Here is a 13,727-nt window from a genome sequence, read left to right as displayed (position 1 = left end):
GAATGAAATTATATTAACGATTTTTTCAATATATCTATCATAACTTGCAATATATCAACGATTTTTCAAATATATCTATCATAACTCAGAATATATCAACGATTTTGTACGAAATATCGATTTACCGACAAAAAGTGACATAATAAAAAGAGGAGGCTATTCGCCTCCTCTTCTATTTACTTACGCCTTCTTAACGAACTGTGATTTTAACTTCATAGCTCCGAAGCCGTCGATTTTGCAATCGATATCGTGATCGCCATCAACTAGACGGATACTCTTTACTTTCGTACCGATCTTCACAACTGAAGAAGTTCCTTTTACTTTTAAATCTTTAATAACAGTAACTGCATCGCCGTCTTGAAGAACGTTTCCGTTCGCATCTTTTACAACTTTCGCACCATCATTATTTTCAGCTTCTGCTTCTTGGCCCCACTCATGAGCACATTCTGGACATACGAAAAGAACGCCATCCTCATACGTATATTCTGAATTACATTTTGGACAATTTGGTAAAGTAGCCATAAATTCATTTCCTCCGTTCATTATTTATACGTAAAAATCAAAATTGATGTTTACATCTCGATAAATAAAATTTGTATAGCATTTCTTTATAGTGCCATAGTCTCACGTTATTGACAAGCCTACCTCAAATTCTCATTTTTTATTGTATTTTACAAAATTTCAATTTGTATGCCGTTTTTCTATTTGCTCTTCTACTAATTTTAAAAATCTTCGTTGTGCATTTTTATTTTTTACAAGCAATCGAACTCTTAGCTTACTTTGTAAATATGAGCGAACTTTGTAGTTCGTAATAAATAACTTTCGATACTTTTCGTCTTCATATATCATTCGAAACCATTCATACTGCTGCAAGTAAAGTATGTTAGCATCAATCTTTTTCGTGTGTAAACCCGTACTTAAACTAATCGATCCTATTAGAGCTTCTATTACTGCTGAAATCATTTCTCTCCCCCTAATAAACAAAAGAAGAACCTTCACAAGATTCTTCTTTTCAAAATGAACGAGTTCCCTCTAGAAACCCCAATTATTTTCTTCAATGTAAATTTGATATTCTTCTACTTCTTCTTCACTTAACTTCTTATTATTTTCATATACCTCTTGCCACTCGAAATAATCTTCATCGAAATAAACAGCAAATTTAATTTTCACGTTTTTCTTCTCTGTATAATCATAACCAGTAAACTCTACTACGTCATAATCTTTTTCTTTCTTCACAAACTTCCAAGTTGGATTATCAGTCATAATCTCTAAAGTAACCCCTTCGCCACTTGAACGAACAACGTTTTTAATATTCGGCTCAGTTGGTAAAAAGGACAGCCCGAACGCAGCTAATCCATACACAATCCCGACTATAATCTGTAAACCAATCATACCAGCAATACTCACGCCGCCCTTTGATTGTAAGAAATACGCCTTCTCATGATCAGACGCATCTTCTCCCTTACGAAAAACACGAACAGCCTGCTTATAATATAAACGGTTTCCTTGCCATCCAGTAAATATCATCATTCCTAATTGAAGAGCTAAACTAAATGTTACATAAATCCCATCTGGAATATCTATAAAAGGGGGTATAACTATACTAGGTATAGCCAATAACGCAAATATAATAAATAACTTATACATTTTACGATAAGCTAACCAAAAAGTTGGGAAGAAAAAGGCTACCCAATTCCATGTATTCCCTTGCGCTGGATTTTCTACTTTACCCCACTTAAAGTCATAATAAGCTGTATTCTTTTGAACAACTTTATGTAATTCTTGTGGAGAAATCGTTTCTTGTAAAACCGTGTCCTTCACGTACATCATCCTTTTCTTATTTCTATATACATTTATTGTATATGGACAAAATGAAGGAATCTAACAAAAAGTACACATATTTCATAAAAGTGAACGGAAATCGAATATATTCCGACAATTATCCGTTTCTTATTTCATTTTACTTTTAAATATATTAAAATAATCGTGTATCATACCTTTAATACACTAAGTTAATTATTTTATATATTCACTAAAAAGGATGCATCAAAATCATTTTTATACATCCTTTTTAGTGAATATATACTACATTTCCTCCCTCTTAATCACATTGAAATACTATTTTATTTCCCCCACATTCCCCTTCACTTTCTCAATAATATCTTCTATACGTTCCGCTATACATTCCAGCTCCCATTCTCCCTCACCGTGCATAGCTGTATAAACTGGACAATTCTCATCATTACTATCTACAAAAATCGGGTCTCCAAGATATGAATCTATCCCTATTACAATCCATCCTTCTTTCCAATCTCCTTCTTCATTCCCGACTAAGCTTTGTCCTTCTTCATCAAAACTATAACCAAGTTGCCCTTCTTCTATTTCTTCACTATTAAACAATTCTATCGTCATAGGTTCAGATTCATACTCTAGCTCAATTTCATTATCCTCAGCACGATCTACATGTGCTAAAAGTTGTTTAATTTTATTATGGTTAATCATGATATCTTCTCCATTCTATCTTTTAAGAATCTAATTTTATTCATAATGAGCTGCCGCAAGTAACATTTGAGCAATAAACTTCCATGAAATATTTTCTGGAAACTTCTCTCCTTGATTTATATAAACCGATTCACAAGAACCTAACCAACTATTTAATGCCTCTAAATAAGTCTCTACCTCTACATTCTCCCATTCATCTTTATTCACTTTAAAATCCTTTTGGAGGTATACAAGAAATTTTAATAAATCTTCTTTAGAATTTACGTGATCGAGGTATTCATACACATCCATACTCCGTCCCTCCCTCTATTGCGTGTTATCTAAACTAACTATAATATATGACATAAGATTCTTAAAACTATTATTTGAGGTGACCGAATATGAAGAGTACAATTTGGGCAGACGATGACTATTTAAAACTAGCACCCATTAACGATGAACTAATCAAAAAAGCAGAAGAAGTACTGAACGTAAAGCTTCCAGAATCATATATAACCCTTCTAAAAGAACAAAATGGGGGAACTCTTCGTCTCGATGTTCACCCTACTCCAAAGCCAAATTCTTGGGCAGACGATCACGTTAATGTATCTGGTTTATATGGTATTTCTTTTAATGAAAATGAATCTAGTATTTTAGAGAGCCGCTATTTAATTCGAGAATGGGAAATGCCTGAGAATATCGTACTTTTATCTGGTGATGGACATACATGGATTGCATTAGACTATCGAAATGTAGCTGAAAATCCTCCAGTTATATTTATCGATAATGAGTTTGAGGAAATTATTGAATTAGCACCTAACTTTGAAAGTTTCTTACAAAACTTAACTACTTATGAATATGACGAAGAATAAGCCTGGCTCTAAAAAGGAGCAAGATTTTATTACAAATTTACACGCCACTTTAAAACCACTCGGCTTTAAGAAAAAAAGACATACATTTTTCAAAGCTGAAAACGGATTTTATAAGCTCATTAACATACAAAAAAGCCAGTTTGGAGATGATTTTTATATAAATATAGGAGTTCACCCTATCGGTCTCCCGCAGCTTATTACGAACCAATTACAAATAAAAGAAAACATTTCAATATTCGCTTGCATTCTACAAACAAGAATAGAGCCTATACATATCAAACAGAACCAGCTATTGCACAATGTTTCACATGAAACTATCAACATTCCGAATTACCTTTCTACTATTTTCGACTGGTTTCAAACGTGGGCATCTTATGAAAATTTAGTGGAAATAAATATACATTCCATTACTCCGGTACTAGCTGTCGTTCCAATATTAGAAGAAAAAGCGTTTCTACTTCTTACCTGTTTTTCTTTCTACAAATTAAAACAGTACGAACAAGCTAATCGCTACTTACAGCAATATTTACATTGCACCGTGCATCTGAATACCGAGGAAAAAGAGCCCATATTCTTTCACGAAGTTGATATGTATATGAAAAAACTAGTAGAAAGTACAATGTAATTTCACATTGTACTTTCTACTAGTGCTTTATATTCCTCTTGTAACTTTTTAAATCGGAAACATGTTATCCCCCTACAACTCCCAAGTAATATTCATTTCTTCAAATGAATCCTTACTAACTTCCAATCCTTCGCTATCTTCCGTTCCAATCATTGCTACTTCTTCTTTAGACAACTTAATTTCCTCATTTGGACTTTGGATTTTTTTCTTATACACGAGTTGTAAAAGCTCTATTTGTTCCTCTGTCAGTTCATACTCTTCTTCTAGTCTTTCTATTGCTGATTCTGTATCAAGTAATGGAATTTCTAATAAGAATCCGCCGTGCTCTTCCATCTCTTCAAATGAATCAATTGAATACGCACCGCTATCCTCAATCCAAAATGCAGTTGTAATAAAAGGAACTGTTTCGCCTTCTACTTCTTCTAATACGTATTGAAGTGCTTCTTCTTTCGCAATATCTATTACTTCCGAAGGTGCCCCTTCAAAAAATTTTTTCGCATCAATCCACTCATCAATTCTCTCACTATTCACATCTTGAAGACATACAATCGTGTAATTCGGGTGAAACGTAATTGTCCCTTGTCCGCCTTGGCTATCTTGCATACTATAGTTAAATCCATCCCATGAACTTTCATGTGAGAAATCTGGACAATGCGCTACATTAATTGCATGGGCAATCGAATTTAAAACGCACCCTTTCCATAATTGTTCTCTATCTATATGTAATTTATATTTACTCATCATCTTCCCCCATGCGCATATTTTTTTCTATTATCTTTCCTCTACACAATGCTTGTAAATACTTTTCTATCTACTACAAAATAAAAAAGACAATACACCCCACTGTATTGTCCATTTTCTTCCCTACCATTTCTCTCTACACGTCTCAATTAAATGCAGTAAATACCTCTTCGTCATATCTGCTCTTCTCCACCTTGAGAGCATTCGCTTTTCTTTTGGATTGTGCCGTATTCTCGCTACTTCTTTTAATAAGAGCTCCCACTCTTCCGCTGAACGTTCTGACAAGTATTGCAACCCTCTATCTTTTGAAACGATTGTTTTATGATCTAGTGTATATAAAATGCGTCCCATCGTAACGACAGCTGACTCTACCCACTCTTCTATAAAAAATAAATATGGCTTCTTCGCCTTTTCACTCCAGTACTGTTCTACGTTGTATTTCATCGTATTTACTACATCATTCCATTGTATTTGCAGCGGAAGATCTTCTGCTTCTTTTCCTGTAACTGTAATGCCTTGATTTTTCAACGTCCACCATGTGACCGCATTAATGTCCCAATGACCAACATTAGCTTTACCGTCTGCACAATACACGTACTCGTTCATTTCATCATTGTATTTCCCTAAGTCAGCAAGCGGAATATACATACCGTCCATTCTTTTACCTAGCGTATTGTCACTAAGTTTCTTATGTAGTTCCACAAGCTGCTGTTTTTCAGCTTCATTCACGGAATCATTTATCACTGTAACAAAATCAACATCGCTCGTTTCCTTATGAAATGCACCTAGTGCGATGGATCCGTAAATATATACCCCGACTATTTTTTCATCCAAAAAAATTTCTTTTAATTCTACTGTGTACCACTCCATTAACCGTTGTACTTCCGTTGGTAACGCATGCTTCACTCCATTTTTCATATCTATCCCTCCAATAAAAAAGCCTTTGCAAATTCGCAAAGACTTCTTGTTTTATAAATATTTCTCGATTTCTTCATAAACATCCTTCAAACGAGGATTTCCTTCTCCAACAATTTCTCCATTTACAAGAACGACCGGATAAAATAAATCTTCTTCCACTACGCGCTCAGCGAATGCTTTTTTATCCGCATCTTCTTGTTCTTCTTGGAAATCAATATACTCGAAATTAAATTTATTTTCTTGTCCTTCATATTTACGACCAATTGCCGCTTGTAACCATTCAAACGTTTCTGTTGAAGATGGCATTCCGACGCAGCTCGCACAAATTACTTTCGTCCCATACACTTGCACATTAACCATTTCTTCTCCCCCACTTCTTGTCCCAACAGTATATTCAGATGTCTTATTACATAAGCACATCATTTTACAATCTTATCCCATACCCCTATACTGAAAAAACACGATACAATATTTCGACAATAAAACAAGAAGAGAAAAAATAGATTTTCCCCTCTATCTTGATTATAATAAAACTGATGAAAGGAGTCGATAAAAATGGAAAACCCACATATGCAAGAACAAGTATTAGAAGTATTAGATAAATTACGTCCATTCTTACTTCGCGATGGCGGAGACGTTGAATTAGTAGACATTGAAGAAGGTATCGTAAAATTACGCCTTATGGGTGCTTGCGGAAGCTGCCCAAGTTCTACAATCACACTAAAAGCTGGTATCGAGCGCGCGTTACTTGAAGAAGTACCAGGCGTTATCGAAGTAGAACAAGTATTTTAATCTAAAAGCGGAAGCGGCTCGTTCAGAACAGGAGGTCATTGGAGCTCCTGACGAAGAGGCGCTTTTTGCCTCACAAGAAGGCGCGAAATGGCCGACTGTTCTAGCCGCTGGAGCTGGATATTAATCTAAAAGCAGAAGCGGCTCGTTCAGAATCGCCTTCTAAAAGGAGACCAAATTTGGTCTCTTTTTTTATTCAAATCACATTTATCCGTTAACATCATAAAACAAAATTGGAAATCCTTCTCAAAAAATGCGATAATTAATACTATATAGTGAATCGTTCACACATATACAGTAAAAAAACATAGGGGGACGACAGATGCCAAAAATGGGGAACACTTTTGTAACAATTCAAGAACTAGAAAAGAAAAAAGAGTATTTATTAGGCCTTTCATCCGTTATACCAACATGGAATACAAGCTATCAATTTTTATTTAAAGAAATCCAGCAAGAATTATTGGGTAAAGTAAATGAAAAGCTCGAAAGGCATCAATTCGTTTTAAATATATGTACAGATCAGCAGGTAGGGGCATAATGTATTACATAAAATTGTGGTATATAAAAAAGAGGCCTCACTCGGTCTCTTTTTTATATTTTTAAGATAACCAATCTAATTTTCTAATCCCGAGCTTATCTACTGGTAAACGAAGTGAGCCATAAAAGTGCTTCATAAATTGCTCTGAGCGGTTTACATCGTGTAAAATGGCTTCTAAGCGATCTCTATATATGCTTTTTTGTTCTTCGTTTCCAGTTTGATAATATCGTTCGACCGTTTCAAAATAGTGAAGCGGGAACAGGAGCCTTGCAAATAATAAACGCCAACCAAATGAGGACAGCGAGTAATTCCGTTCATAATCTGTAACAAATTGAACGATTGTTTGATCCCAGTCTTTCTTTTTTTCAATCATCATATAGCGAATCCATTCTGCTATATCTCGAGTTGGGTGATCATACACCCAATCAAAAGGAAGTTTGAGACGCTTCGTTTGATGCCATAATAAAGGTGTGAATCGTTCTTGGCAAATTGTCGCTGCATCCGTTAGTTGCGGCGTATCATCCATTTCTGTATCAACAACATATTGAATGGCATTTTCTGCAACTCCTAAGTAATACGGGAAGGATTCAATAAACAATTGATCGAATACGTCTGTAGGGTGGTTCATCACTTGTGATTGCCAAAACTTTTCTAACTGATCGAGTCTCTTTTCCCATAACGCTTTCCATTCACCAATGCGGCTTAATTGCTCGATTTCTTCTGGAAAGAATGCACCTCGTTTATGGAATATAGAAAGTTCACTTCCTAATGACGTAGCATGTCGTTCTAACGCTCGCATACCTTTTAATAAGCAGTAATTTTGTTCTTCTATCTCACTTACATAGTAGCCGTGTATAGTTGGAACGAAAGTCGCTACAGTTATATCCCCTTGCTGGTTCATATAGTCACTGAGCTTTTTCATCTCTACAAGTACTTCTTCCTCCATTTCTCCAATTGGAACAAGTACATAAATTTTGTTGCGAATCCAAAAGCTTTTATAGGGGCCAAGGGGGATTAATTCTTTAACATGCATGTGATAATGCTCATAAATATGCTGAATCATCGCAGTCGCCACCTATGGTTTTTCTTTATATATATGAGCTTGTGCTCGCCTTTCATTCCTATGCACATGATAAAGCAACGAAACGTATACAAATACTAAAAAGAAAAAAAGGTGATAAACATGAAAGAATCAAATCAACTACAAGAAAGAGCATTACAACTATTACAAGAACGTGGTGTAACAATTGACGATATTGCTGAACTTGTTCATTTTCTTCAAAAAAAATATCATCCAAATTTAGAGATGTCAGAATGCCGTTACAATGTAGAACGTGTACTATCAAAACGTGAAGTACAAAACGCACTGATTACTGGTATCGAGCTTGATGTCCTTGCTGAAAAGGGAATGCTAAGTGAACCGTTACAAGATATTGTAAAACGTGATGAAGGCTTATACGGAATTGATGAAGTTATCGCACTTTCTATCGTAAACGTGTACGGCTCTATCGGTTTCACGAACTTTGGATATATTGATAAATTAAAACCTGGTATTTTAGAATACTTAAATGATAAATCAACTGGAAAGGTGCATACATTCCTTGATGATATCGTTGGCGGAATCGCTGCCGCTGCTTCAAGCCGTTTAGCGCACCGAGCTGAGCACTCAGAATAATAATGTTTTCTAGGCCGTCAGTTTCATGCTGACGGCCTTTCGTATTCCATAAGCATAAATTCTCTTCCGCGACTCAAAAAAATAGTCCCTTGTTTAAATCCGATATTTTTATATAACGTAATCGCTCTTGTATTAAATGTTGCTACGCTTAATCGAAACATTTTTGCATTAAACTCTTTCGTGGCAAACGCTATTCCAGCTTGGAAAAATTCTTTCCCCATTCCTTTCCCAGTTAACGCCGGTTTCATACCAAGTCCGATATCAATCAAATCTTCTCCATCATATAAATTAGCATCTCTTCCACCTGGTACTTGTGCATTTTCTCCAAAACAAAAATAGCCGATGAACTCTCCTTGATCGTCACAACAGCCATAATACGTTCCATCTAATAGCTCTTCTATTACTTCTTTCTCGCCTGAAAAACTATATAAACTATAAGGTTCCTCGTACGTCCACGTATTTATCTTCTTTGCTTCTTCTATCGTTAACTTATGTATATCCACTTTCTCTTTCCCCCTATTATATTTCTATTAACAATATTCGATATTCATCTTATAATTCATCTTTCTCAATATATTTTTTAAATTTATCGCTTCATTTTTATGGAAGATTTTTCTTATTATGTTACGATTAAACAGAATCATTACAAATAAGGTGGTGACAATTTGAATTACTTTTCTTATCTCTCCTCGGAAGAACGGCAAAATTTTTTCTATAAAGAACCTCTTAGTTTTTCAAAAAATATAGGGAAAGAACAACTAGCTTACGCACTAGGCGCCACACTATATACTCCTGGCACGAAAGAAACGATTGCGGAAGATATAATTAGAAAGAAACATGTGGATGCTACCTCAATTATTCTTTGTCTAGAGGACGCTATCAGCGATGAGGAAGTAAAACTTGCAGAGCAAAACATCGTCGTTCAAATACAGCAAATCGCTAACTTAGTCAGTGCCAACATACTAAATCAAGCAGACATCCCGCTTCTTTTTATTAGAGTTCGGCAGCCAAGTCAACTGAAGACAATTGTTACTGAATTAGGTAGTGCTGTTCATTGTTTATGTGGTTTTGTCTTTCCAAAATTCACACCGATTAACGGAAAGACTTATATCGATCAGCTTGCATATATAAACGAGTTATACTCATTATCGCTATATGGCATGCCGATTTTAGAATCCCCCGAAATTATGTATAAGGAAACACGGGCAGAATCATTATTACAAATAAAGGATTTACTAGATTCTTATCACGATTACATCTTAAATGTACGTATTGGTGCTACTGATTTTTCAAGTATATTTAGTATTCGGCGCAATAAATACACACCTATCTATCATATTACCGTTGTCCGTGATTGTATTTCAGACATTATTAACGTTTTCTCAAGGGCAACAAATGAATATATTATTTCAGGATGTGTATGGGAATATTTTTCTAATGATCATGAAGAAGGGCTTATTCAAGAGGTATCACTTGACCATGCAAATGGCTTAATCGGAAAGACAGTTATTCACCCATCTCATATTAAAGTTGTACAGGCAATGCACATTGTCACAATGGAAGATTATTTAGATGCGAGATCAATTTTACAAAATGCAGATACGTATAATGGAGTGCTAAAAAGCAGTTTTTCTAACAAAATGAATGAAGTAAAACCTCATTATGGCTGGGCTCGCAAAACCATTTTAAAATCTAATATTTACGGGGTGCTACATGAAAACAAACAATTCATCGATCTCCTTATTACAAACGCAAAGCAACACGTATAACGTTTTAAATAATATACAAGTCCATGTAGAAGTACATGATAATCCATATAATTTAGCGCTAGACAATCTTTTTCAAATGGCTGCGAGAATAAATAAGAAACGTAGTTTTTTATTTGTGAGTACAATCCTTGGAAAGCATCTTCCTATTAAACCTGCAGTCTCTCTATCAAGTGGAGTTGCTCTCGCTGCAAGATATTTGGAAATACTACATAATATTTCTCATCCATTTCAAAAAGAAATTTTAAATCTCATTTCATTAGAAATTGATGAAATCCCAGAGGAAGTATTTCGTTATCAATATCCTCTGCAAGAAGAAGTTGTGTTCATCGGATTCGCTGAAACAGCGACAGCACTTGGTCATTCTATGTTTCAATGCTTTCAAAATGCAAAGTATGTGCATACAACTAGGGAATCGATACCCCACCTAGAATCTGTCATTACATTTGAGGAAGAACATTCTCATGCAACATCGCACCGTTGTTATGTAGATGAAGGCTTTTTTCAAAACAACAACCCGATTGTTCTCGTAGATGATGAGATGACAACAGGAAAAACAGCATTAAATATTATTAGATCTATTCAAAATAAATTCCCACGAGAAGAATATATAATTGCTTCTTTATTAGACTGGCGTTCTCATACTAATAGAAAACAATTTAAACAATTAGAAGAAGAACTTCAAATTAAGATTCATGTTATTTCTTTATTAGAAGGCAGTATTCATACAACTGGCCAACCATTAAATATTGCAAAAACAGATATTCAAATTAAAGAAACAAAACCTGATTTCAAAAAGCATACCCTTACCTGTCCAAAATCACCCTATACATCAAATTATATAAAATATACTGGGCGATTTGGCATTTCAGCATATGAACAAAAGCACATTCATTCTTTCGCTCAAGAAGCAGGAAAAACTTTAAAAAGAGAAAGAATGGGAAAACGAACACTCTGTCTCGGAACGGGTGAATTTATGTATATCCCAATGAAAATTGCTGCTGAAATGGGTGAAAATATTTTATATCAATCTACAACAAGAAGCCCTATCCATCCTGTTTCAAATGATGTAAACTACGCCATTCATAATCATTTCTCATATCCAAGTCCTGAAAATTCTACTATTACAAATTACTTTTATAATATTTCACCTCATGATTACGATGAAGTATTTGTTTTTATTGAGCGTGATTTAGGAGAAGAAGCCCTGTTTCCTCTTCTACAGCAGTTACAAACAGTTATTCCTTTTATTCATATCGTCTCATTTTCAAATAGCATAGAAAAGGAAGGTTGATAATTATGGTAAAAGTAAATTCTCATATTAGTAGTTACAATCCAAATGATGCTATTTTTCTATTAAAAGATATTAGTGATTTAATGAAAGAAAGTTCCACGGAAACTAGAGAACAAGCAATTCAAGCTGGCACACATTATTCCGAAATGTTACCAATGGAATATAAACCATCTAAAGCGTATATGGATTTATTCTTTTCTTCCCTGCAACAATATAAACACAAACTAGCCATCGCTGTTGGAGTTGTCGCCGAACAGATTATACAAACTAAAGGAACTAACCTTGTCCTCGTTTCATTAGCTCGTGCTGGTACACCTATTGGCATTCTTATCAAACGCTACATACGCTATCAATACAACCTTGATGTACCTCACTATTGTATTTCTATTGTTCGCGGACGCGGTATTGATGAAAATGCACTCCATTATATTTTGGAACATCACCCTAAAGAAACAATTCAATTCATTGATGGGTGGACTGGAAAAGGTGCAATAAAAAAAGAATTAGAATATGCAGTACACACATTTAACGAACGAAATAATACACACATTTCTCATTGTATGGCTGTGCTTGCTGATCCCGGTTACTGTACTTCAATTTACGGTACACGTGAAGATTTTCTTATTCCTAGCGCTTGCTTAAATGCAACAGTCTCTGGACTAATTAGTCGCACTGTACTAAATGACACCTATATCGGTCCAAATGATTTTCATGGTGTTAAATATTATAAAGAGCTAGAACAAGAAGACTTATCAAATTTCTTCGTTGATGAGGTAACAGAGTTATTCCCTTCTGTTCATTCTCATATAGATAATCAATTACGTTATATTACTTCAACTTACACTGATCCCTCTTGGCAAGGATTAAAAGATATACAGTCTATCCAAAATCACTTTGAAATTGACGATATTAACTTAATTAAACCAGGAGTCGGTGAAACAACTCGTGTATTACTCCGGAGAATACCGTGGAAAATTTTAATACGTAAGCAAAACAATCCCGATTTAAAGCATATTTTACTTCTCGCTAAAGAAAAGAATGTCCCAATTGAAATCTATGAGAATATGGCTTATTCATGTTGCGGGCTCATTAAGCCTCTTAGGAAGGAAACAAGATGATTTTCGCCAGTGATCTTGATCAGACGCTTATTTATTCCCGGAAATCGTTTCGTGCCCCTATAGAAGATGAATCAATTCAACTCATTGAAACTATAGATGGGAAAGAAATTTCTTTCATATCACATAAAACCATTTTACTACTAAAAAAATTACAACTGCACTCACATTTCATCCCAGTTACAACAAGAACTATTAAGCAGTTTCAGCGTATTGCTTTATTCCAAAACGAAATCATTCCCGAATACGCCATTACAAGTAACGGCGGCAATATCCTTCATAACGGGAAACAAGATGGTACTTGGAACAGGAAAGTAAAAGAAAGACTATCGGTTGAATGTATAGAGAGAAACGACATACTAAAGGAATTTGGACAAATAGCTCATAAGGATTGGGTTATATCGCAAAAAACAGCTGATGATCTATTCCATTATTGCATTATTAAACGGGAGAACATTCCTTATGATGAATTATCATCCTTCACTTCCTGGTTAGACAAACAAGGCTGGAATCATTCACTTCAAGGTAGAAAGCTATACTTTGTACCAAAACCAATTAATAAATGGGACGCCGTGCAATATATAAAAGAAATTTTGCAAATAGATACGATTATTACAGCTGGGGATTCTTTACTTGATTTATGCATGCTTGAAAAGGCGAACCATGCCTTCGCACCACTTCATGGTGAGTTAGGGGCAATGCATGATAACTTACAACCCCATATTTTAAAAACAGACGCAATCGGCATATATGCCGCAGAAGAAATCGTAAATAAATCACTTCAAATTATTCACAGTTCATTACCTACCTCATGATCATCATATGCACAATTGCATACGCACAGCTATTAAACAGATGGTACAATTTATTTGAATCGCTGTTGCTACACTTCTTGATTAGAGAAAAGGCGTTA

The 13,727-nt window shown here is 34.9% G+C and carries 19 protein-coding genes; 9 read left to right on the top strand and 10 right to left on the bottom strand.

Translation table 11 applies throughout. The annotated features are described in order from the left end of the window. Window positions 1–180: 180 nt before the first annotated feature. From phnA to BLT20_RS26370, 5 genes are all read right to left on the bottom strand, one after another. The gene (phnA, locus tag BLT20_RS26390) at window positions 181–522 is read right to left on the bottom strand and encodes an alkylphosphonate utilization operon protein PhnA (protein ID WP_000212737.1); all 342 of its coding nucleotides are present in this window, start codon (window positions 520–522) and stop codon (window positions 181–183) included. A gap of 159 nt (window positions 523–681) precedes the next feature. Continuing rightward, a complete protein-coding gene (locus BLT20_RS26385) occupies window positions 682–963 on the bottom strand; it encodes a hypothetical protein (RefSeq protein WP_000622366.1) in 282 nt (93 codons plus the stop codon). Window positions 964–1,032: 69 nt separating this feature from the next. Next, window positions 1,033–1,830 (bottom strand): DUF2628 domain-containing protein, encoded by a 798-nt coding sequence (locus BLT20_RS26380; protein ID WP_002026505.1) that lies wholly within the window; start codon window positions 1,828–1,830, stop codon window positions 1,033–1,035. Between the two features lie 288 nt (window positions 1,831–2,118). Then, window positions 2,119–2,502, bottom strand: a complete 384-nt coding sequence (locus BLT20_RS26375) for a hypothetical protein (protein ID WP_000607083.1) — start codon at window positions 2,500–2,502, stop codon at window positions 2,119–2,121. 36 nt (window positions 2,503–2,538) lie between these two features. Continuing rightward, window positions 2,539–2,793 (bottom strand): DUF7660 family protein, encoded by a 255-nt coding sequence (locus BLT20_RS26370; RefSeq protein WP_000383680.1) that lies wholly within the window; start codon window positions 2,791–2,793, stop codon window positions 2,539–2,541. An 89-nt stretch (window positions 2,794–2,882) separates the two neighbouring features. Between BLT20_RS26370 and BLT20_RS26365 the strand changes: the two genes are divergently transcribed. Then, a complete protein-coding gene (locus BLT20_RS26365) occupies window positions 2,883–3,353 on the top strand; it encodes an SMI1/KNR4 family protein (protein WP_002026507.1) in 471 nt (156 codons plus the stop codon). After that, the gene (locus BLT20_RS26360; RefSeq protein ID WP_006918875.1) at window positions 3,340–3,978 is read left to right on the top strand and encodes a DUF4304 domain-containing protein; all 639 of its coding nucleotides are present in this window, start codon (window positions 3,340–3,342) and stop codon (window positions 3,976–3,978) included. The genes BLT20_RS26365 and BLT20_RS26360 overlap by 14 nt, the downstream gene beginning before the upstream one ends. 72 nt (window positions 3,979–4,050) lie before the next feature. Here the strand turns inward: BLT20_RS26360 and BLT20_RS26355 are convergent, their stop codons facing one another. The 3 genes from BLT20_RS26355 to BLT20_RS26345 all read right to left on the bottom strand — a co-directional run bounded on the left by BLT20_RS26355 (window position 4,051) and on the right by BLT20_RS26345 (window position 5,997). Then, a complete protein-coding gene (locus tag BLT20_RS26355; RefSeq protein WP_000049705.1) occupies window positions 4,051–4,719 on the bottom strand; it encodes a hypothetical protein in 669 nt (222 codons plus the stop codon). A gap of 123 nt (window positions 4,720–4,842) precedes the next feature. Next, window positions 4,843–5,637, bottom strand: coding sequence for a nucleotidyltransferase domain-containing protein (locus BLT20_RS26350; protein ID WP_000788489.1), 795 nt, complete (start codon window positions 5,635–5,637; stop codon window positions 4,843–4,845). A 51-nt stretch (window positions 5,638–5,688) separates the two neighbouring features. Then, window positions 5,689–5,997: a YuzD family protein gene (locus BLT20_RS26345; protein WP_000248588.1), complete on the bottom strand. Its 309-nt coding sequence runs from the start codon at window positions 5,995–5,997 to the stop codon at window positions 5,689–5,691. Between the two features lie 195 nt (window positions 5,998–6,192). Between BLT20_RS26345 and BLT20_RS26340 the strand changes: the two genes are divergently transcribed. Beyond that, window positions 6,193–6,429 carry a NifU family protein gene (locus BLT20_RS26340; protein WP_000431159.1) on the top strand — a complete coding sequence of 79 codons (237 nt, stop codon included), beginning with the start codon at window positions 6,193–6,195 and terminating at the stop codon, window positions 6,427–6,429. A 319-nt stretch (window positions 6,430–6,748) separates the two neighbouring features. Continuing rightward, window positions 6,749–6,964: a hypothetical protein gene (locus BLT20_RS26330; protein ID WP_001125507.1), complete on the top strand. Its 216-nt coding sequence runs from the start codon at window positions 6,749–6,751 to the stop codon at window positions 6,962–6,964. 61 nt (window positions 6,965–7,025) lie between these two features. On the opposite strand, the gene yutH is transcribed toward BLT20_RS26330, so the two are convergent. Beyond that, entirely contained in the window at window positions 7,026–8,027 is a 1,002-nt protein-coding gene (yutH, locus tag BLT20_RS26325) for a spore coat putative kinase YutH (protein ID WP_000614215.1), read from the bottom strand. A gap of 120 nt (window positions 8,028–8,147) precedes the next feature. Between yutH and BLT20_RS26320 the strand changes: the two genes are divergently transcribed. Continuing rightward, window positions 8,148–8,639 carry a phosphatidylglycerophosphatase A family protein gene (locus BLT20_RS26320; protein ID WP_000665103.1) on the top strand — a complete coding sequence of 164 codons (492 nt, stop codon included), beginning with the start codon at window positions 8,148–8,150 and terminating at the stop codon, window positions 8,637–8,639. 23 nt (window positions 8,640–8,662) lie between these two features. On the opposite strand, the gene BLT20_RS26315 is transcribed toward BLT20_RS26320, so the two are convergent. After that, entirely contained in the window at window positions 8,663–9,142 is a 480-nt protein-coding gene (locus BLT20_RS26315) for a GNAT family N-acetyltransferase (RefSeq protein ID WP_000351158.1), read from the bottom strand. Window positions 9,143–9,304: 162 nt separating this feature from the next. Here BLT20_RS26315 and BLT20_RS26310 point away from each other — a divergent pair, with 162 nt between their 5' ends. The 4 genes from BLT20_RS26310 to BLT20_RS30330 are packed head-to-tail and all read left to right on the top strand — an operon-like array spanning window position 9,305 to window position 13,629. Continuing rightward, the gene (locus BLT20_RS26310) at window positions 9,305–10,408 is read left to right on the top strand and encodes an HpcH/HpaI aldolase/citrate lyase family protein (protein WP_001106081.1); all 1,104 of its coding nucleotides are present in this window, start codon (window positions 9,305–9,307) and stop codon (window positions 10,406–10,408) included. Beyond that, on the top strand, window positions 10,353–11,699 hold the full coding sequence (locus BLT20_RS26305; protein WP_000856307.1) for a phosphoribosyltransferase family protein: 1,347 nt from the start codon (window positions 10,353–10,355) through the stop codon (window positions 11,697–11,699). The genes BLT20_RS26310 and BLT20_RS26305 overlap by 56 nt, the downstream gene beginning before the upstream one ends. Window positions 11,700–11,704: 5 nt before the next feature. After that, the gene (locus tag BLT20_RS26300; protein ID WP_000241507.1) at window positions 11,705–12,817 is read left to right on the top strand and encodes a cysteine protease StiP family protein; all 1,113 of its coding nucleotides are present in this window, start codon (window positions 11,705–11,707) and stop codon (window positions 12,815–12,817) included. Further along, complete coding sequence (locus BLT20_RS30330; protein WP_000575372.1) at window positions 12,814–13,629, top strand: HAD family hydrolase; 816 nt, start codon at window positions 12,814–12,816, stop codon at window positions 13,627–13,629. The genes BLT20_RS26300 and BLT20_RS30330 overlap by 4 nt, the downstream gene beginning before the upstream one ends. Window positions 13,630–13,727 lie beyond the last annotated feature (98 nt).

Source organism: Bacillus sp. cl96 (assembly GCF_900100505.1).
Classification (GTDB): domain Bacteria; phylum Bacillota; class Bacilli; order Bacillales; family Bacillaceae_G; genus Bacillus_A; species Bacillus_A cereus.
The sequence above is the reverse complement of the archived record's forward strand: the minus strand, read 5'-3'. Positions and strand labels throughout refer to the sequence as shown.

Excerpts from the sequence above, each read along its gene's own strand:
- phnA (WP_000212737.1), bottom strand. The coding sequence starts at position 522 with ATGGCTACTTTACCAAATTGTCCAAAATGTAATTCAGAATATACGTAT.
- BLT20_RS26385 (WP_000622366.1), bottom strand. The coding sequence starts at position 963 with ATGATTTCAGCAGTAATAGAAGCTCTAATAGGATCGATTAGTTTAAGT.
- BLT20_RS26380 (WP_002026505.1), bottom strand. The coding sequence starts at position 1,830 with ATGATGTACGTGAAGGACACGGTTTTACAAGAAACGATTTCTCCACAA.
- BLT20_RS26375 (WP_000607083.1), bottom strand. The coding sequence starts at position 2,502 with ATGATTAACCATAATAAAATTAAACAACTTTTAGCACATGTAGATCGT.
- BLT20_RS26370 (WP_000383680.1), bottom strand. The coding sequence starts at position 2,793 with ATGGATGTGTATGAATACCTCGATCACGTAAATTCTAAAGAAGATTTA.
- BLT20_RS26365 (WP_002026507.1), top strand. The coding sequence starts at position 2,883 with ATGAAGAGTACAATTTGGGCAGACGATGACTATTTAAAACTAGCACCC.
- BLT20_RS26360 (WP_006918875.1), top strand. The coding sequence starts at position 3,340 with ATGACGAAGAATAAGCCTGGCTCTAAAAAGGAGCAAGATTTTATTACA.
- BLT20_RS26355 (WP_000049705.1), bottom strand. The coding sequence starts at position 4,719 with ATGAGTAAATATAAATTACATATAGATAGAGAACAATTATGGAAAGGG.
- BLT20_RS26350 (WP_000788489.1), bottom strand. The coding sequence starts at position 5,637 with ATGAAAAATGGAGTGAAGCATGCGTTACCAACGGAAGTACAACGGTTA.
- BLT20_RS26345 (WP_000248588.1), bottom strand. The coding sequence starts at position 5,997 with ATGGTTAATGTGCAAGTGTATGGGACGAAAGTAATTTGTGCGAGCTGC.
- BLT20_RS26340 (WP_000431159.1), top strand. The coding sequence starts at position 6,193 with ATGGAAAACCCACATATGCAAGAACAAGTATTAGAAGTATTAGATAAA.
- BLT20_RS26330 (WP_001125507.1), top strand. The coding sequence starts at position 6,749 with ATGCCAAAAATGGGGAACACTTTTGTAACAATTCAAGAACTAGAAAAG.
- yutH (WP_000614215.1), bottom strand. The coding sequence starts at position 8,027 with ATGATTCAGCATATTTATGAGCATTATCACATGCATGTTAAAGAATTA.
- BLT20_RS26320 (WP_000665103.1), top strand. The coding sequence starts at position 8,148 with ATGAAAGAATCAAATCAACTACAAGAAAGAGCATTACAACTATTACAA.
- BLT20_RS26305 (WP_000856307.1), top strand. The coding sequence starts at position 10,353 with ATGAAAACAAACAATTCATCGATCTCCTTATTACAAACGCAAAGCAAC.
- BLT20_RS26300 (WP_000241507.1), top strand. The coding sequence starts at position 11,705 with ATGGTAAAAGTAAATTCTCATATTAGTAGTTACAATCCAAATGATGCT.
- BLT20_RS30330 (WP_000575372.1), top strand. The coding sequence starts at position 12,814 with ATGATTTTCGCCAGTGATCTTGATCAGACGCTTATTTATTCCCGGAAA.